Source organism: uncultured Campylobacter sp., from assembly GCF_938031315.1.
Taxonomy (GTDB): domain Bacteria; phylum Campylobacterota; class Campylobacteria; order Campylobacterales; family Campylobacteraceae; genus Campylobacter_B.
In genome coordinates this window covers 1-3,867 of record NZ_CALHHT010000405.1, presented here as the reverse complement: position 1 = coordinate 3,867, position 3,867 = coordinate 1, and the positions used below count along the sequence as shown (strand labels likewise).

4 protein-coding genes and 1 other RNA gene are annotated in these 3,867 nt (G+C 44.2%); 1 reads left to right on the top strand and 4 read right to left on the bottom strand.

Features of this window, described 5'->3' with window-relative positions:
* From Q0236_RS10165 to rnpB, 4 genes are all read right to left on the bottom strand, one after another.
* The coding region (locus tag Q0236_RS10165; RefSeq protein WP_297917408.1) for a cation:proton antiporter at positions 1-1,352 on the bottom strand (1,352 nt) is incomplete at its 3' end.
* Positions 1,353-1,729: 377 nt separating this feature from the next.
* The gene (locus Q0236_RS10160; RefSeq protein WP_297917405.1) at positions 1,730-1,882 is read right to left on the bottom strand and encodes a hypothetical protein; all 153 of its coding nucleotides are present in this window, start codon (positions 1,880-1,882) and stop codon (positions 1,730-1,732) included.
* Positions 1,883-2,471: 589 nt separating this feature from the next.
* Positions 2,472-2,750 (bottom strand): hypothetical protein, encoded by a 279-nt coding sequence (locus Q0236_RS10155; RefSeq protein WP_297917402.1) that lies wholly within the window; start codon positions 2,748-2,750, stop codon positions 2,472-2,474.
* Between the two features lie 37 nt (positions 2,751-2,787).
* Positions 2,788-3,104: RNase P RNA component class A (gene rnpB / locus Q0236_RS10150), an RNA gene on the bottom strand.
* A gap of 347 nt (positions 3,105-3,451) precedes the next feature.
* Between rnpB and Q0236_RS10145 the strand changes: the two genes are divergently transcribed.
* Complete coding sequence (locus Q0236_RS10145) at positions 3,452-3,676, top strand: chemotaxis protein (protein WP_297917399.1); 225 nt, start codon at positions 3,452-3,454, stop codon at positions 3,674-3,676.
* Positions 3,677-3,867 lie beyond the last annotated feature (191 nt).

The window sequence follows — 3,867 nt, the reverse complement described above, 5'->3', positions numbered from 1 at the left end:
TTCTCGCCGCGCGATTTGCCCAGATCCACGAGCTCCAAATCGCTCTCGGCGACTACGTAAAGCAACCCCTGATCTTTTAGGCGCAGCACGATCTCCTGCCCTATCCTACCGTATCCTGCGACGATGATATGGTTTTTCATCGGCGGAATCTGGATCTTGTGCGTCTCATCCTCGAGCCTTTCGACCTTGGATTCAAAGCGGTTAGCGATTTTGTTTAAATTTTTTAGGATAAAAGGAGTCAAAATCATCGTCGCGACCACCACGGTGATTAGAATTTGTCCATTTTCTCTACTAATCATATTTCGGTTCATAAGTAGCGAAAATATAGCCAGCGCAAACTCCCCTATCTGACACAGCGATAGAGCGGCTTTTAGCGCCACCCTCTTATTGGTCGCGATAAATAAGATCGCATAAATAACCCCCGTTTTCAGCGCCATTATTATTATAATAGCGAGCAAAATAAGCCCATAGTGCGATAGGATGACTTCGAAATTTATCTGCATTCCGATCGTGATAAAAAAAAGTCCGAGCAGTATATCGCGAAACGGCGTGAGATCGGCCTCTATCTCGTGTTTGTATTCGGTCTCTGCGATAAGCATACCCGCGATGAATGCGCCCAAGGTGTAGGAAAAGCCGAAAACGTGCGCCAAAAAGCTCGCGCCCACGACGGTAAAAAGAATGGTCGCGATAAAAATTTCTTTAGAATTCGTCCTTATTACGTAAGTAAGCAGGCGGTTGAAGGCAAATTTACCTATCAAAAAAAGCGTAACTACGACTATGGCGGCGCTTATGACGGTTTTTAAAATGAGATAATTCACCGGGGTGCTGTCGGTCGAGCCGAAGATGTCGATCATCAGCAAAATAGGAATAACGGCGAGGTCTTGAAAAAGCAGAATTCCAAGCGCCTTACGGCCGTAGTTTTGGTTGATCTCGCCCGTTTCGTTTAGCGTCTTTAGCACGATCGCCGTCGAGCTAAGCGCGAGCGCGAGCCCTATGATCGCCACTGTTTTGATATTTGCGCCGAAAGCTTGCTCGATGATGAGCACGAGGATGATGGCGGTGCCGAGCATCTGCAGCGTGCCGTTAAAAAACACGTCCTTTTTCATACTCATCAGGTGATGGAAGCTAAACTCAAGCCCGATGGTAAACATCAAAAAGACGATGCCAAATTCTGCCAGCTCGGACATATGGGCGTTTTCGACGCTACTAAGGATGTAAATTTGCGAGAAGCAGATGCCCGCGACTATGTAGCCGATAATGGTTGGAATTTCAAAAATTTTAAAAACGATATTTAGCACTATCGCAAGCGCGGTGATCGCAAGAAATAGCTCTATAACAAATTCAAATTCCATCCACCCCTTCTTATCTTGCAAAATAATTCGCCGAATTTGATCCGCGATTATGAATTGCGCAGTTAATTGAAACAGAAAATTTAGCCGCTTTGCGTTACGCCAAAAGACCTATTTCAAAAAATAATTTTACAAAAATAGCGCTTAAAAACAGAAAAAATCGGCTCGCGAGGCCTTTCAAATTTGAGGTTTTGCGCGGCTAAATTTAAAAAATTAAAGCGGCTAAATTTTGACTCGCGGCAAAACGTCTTAGATGATTCTAAAAAAAAGGTAGCGTTTTTAAATTTAGCGGTCGGTTTGTCTTTTAAATTTAAAGACTTGCGGCTAAATTTAAAGATCTGCGGCTGCTAAATGGGAGTTAAATTTATTCGGGCTCACGCCTATTTTGCGCAAATTTTATTGTAATCTCGCACCGTCCGCTCCAGCTCGTCCGATTTAGAAATATAATCGTTGGCGACGCTCGGGTTGGTGTATGGATTTTGCAAGCGATCTGATGCGTTCGTAGGTCTGAGCACAAGCTCGCTCCTTTTCATCGCCCTTTAAAATCTCTAAATTTTGCGGCTCACCACTCGCGCAACCGCCGAGCGCCGCGGCAAACATGCAAAGCGCAAGCGCAAAAATCATATTTTCAAAGTAGCCCTTTCAAATTTAGTTTCATTTGTTTTAATTTATCGCTCGTAGCGCCCTGTTTATTCTTCCTGACGCTTGCCTTTGAATCTCGTAGCGCCCTGCTCTTTTAACCGAGCGCCCCGTTAAATTTCATAGCCGTCAAATTTTGGCTGCAAATTTAAGCTCGATTTGTGCGATGAAATTTAAAACCGATCCTAGACCGCAACCGATCAGCTTTTCAAAACGGCGAGCCGCATCGCCAAGCCGCATATCTAAAAGCCATATCGCCCGTACGGACGCGCTAAGCTAAATACGAGCATGAATAGGCCCCACGCTATGATTCACACCGCGACTTCGTATCGCTAGAGCCAAGCGTACGTAATAAATTTTAGATGCTTTTTTACTTCGCGCAAAATTCTAAATACTTCTTAGCAATTTTCATAAAATTTTTGAGCGTTTTGCACCGCTGCGCCGCAGTCATGTTTATACTAAATCACGCTCAATTTACGTCGTTTATTTATCGGTCGCGCAATTTTTATTGTAGTAGGCGATGGTGCGCTCGTACTCGTCGTAAGTCTGTATATAATCGTTCGCAACGCTTGGGTTTGCGTATCGATCCTCAACCGCTAAAAGCTCCGCTTCGAGCTCTTTATAGCGCTCATAAACCTCTGCGCAAGCGCGATCATGAGCGTCGCCTTGCAAGATTACTGACTTATCAGGACCCGCACTCGCGCAGCCTCCGAGCCCTAAAACGACGGCGCAAAGCGCGCTGCATAAAATTAAGCTTTTCAAAATTTTTTCCTTATTCCAAGTAAATAAATTCGGCGTAAAAATAGGTGTGGTTATAAGCCGAGTTCCGTTACAGCGGTCATTTATCTAGACCGATTTTTGCAAATCGGTTCGAGCGAACGGTTCGAATATAAGACGAAACCACCCGTTCTTGCTGCAGGTTGGGTTTGCATTGCCGCCCGTGTCTCCACGCGCGCGGTGGGCTCTTACCCCGCCCTTTCACCCTTACCGCTTGCGCGGCGGTTTGCTTTCTGTTGTACTTTCCCTAGGGTTGCCCCCGGCGTCCGTTAGACGCAACCTTGTCTTATCGCAGCTCGGACTTTCCTCTCCTTGCGGAGCGACCGCACGCCACACCCGAGCGCAATTATAGCTTTTTTGGCTTAAATTTCATTGCATCTTACGGATCGTGCGCTCGCTAGATAAATTTAAATGGATTTTGTCTTGATATCTGCTGGTAAAATTTCATATTTTACTCGGAATTTAAAATTTTAAATTTAAGCAGGCATTAATACCTTGATGATATAATTTATCAAGATAAGTTATGTCGGCTAATGGATTTCGGCAATCTATCTGCAAACGAAAGCCAAGCGTTTGGGCTGCTGTGACTATCATGATATTTGCGGCTTATAGAAATTAGGTGTTGCTGAGCCATATCCATTTTGGAGCGCGCAAGCAGATAATCAAAAATAAAAGGAGAGATTGCGATGATTGAAATTTTGCAGAAAAATGACGATTTATTAGTAAATATCCTGGGGGATGCGAAAGAATTGGTAAAAAATTTCTTGCAACTATCCAAGTCGGATGAGAAATTTAAAGACTACTATAAAGACATTATCGATGGGGGGCTTTTATTTTTTCACCTGCATGAGAGACTTCATAAAGAATTTCCCGAGTTAAAAAGCCACAAGATAGAAGAGCCTAAATTTTAACCCGCCTTTTCAAAGGACAGATCGATAAATCCTACCGAAAGCAAGCGTTTTGATCTGCCAAGGCGCATTTTTCTTAATGCAAACAGTTAGACTAGGCGGGGCTTTGGTACAAATTCGAGCGCAGGCTTGCGTGAATCCGAATGCAATGCGGCGTGGGTATATTTAAACCACGCGCTATTTTTGGAATTTTG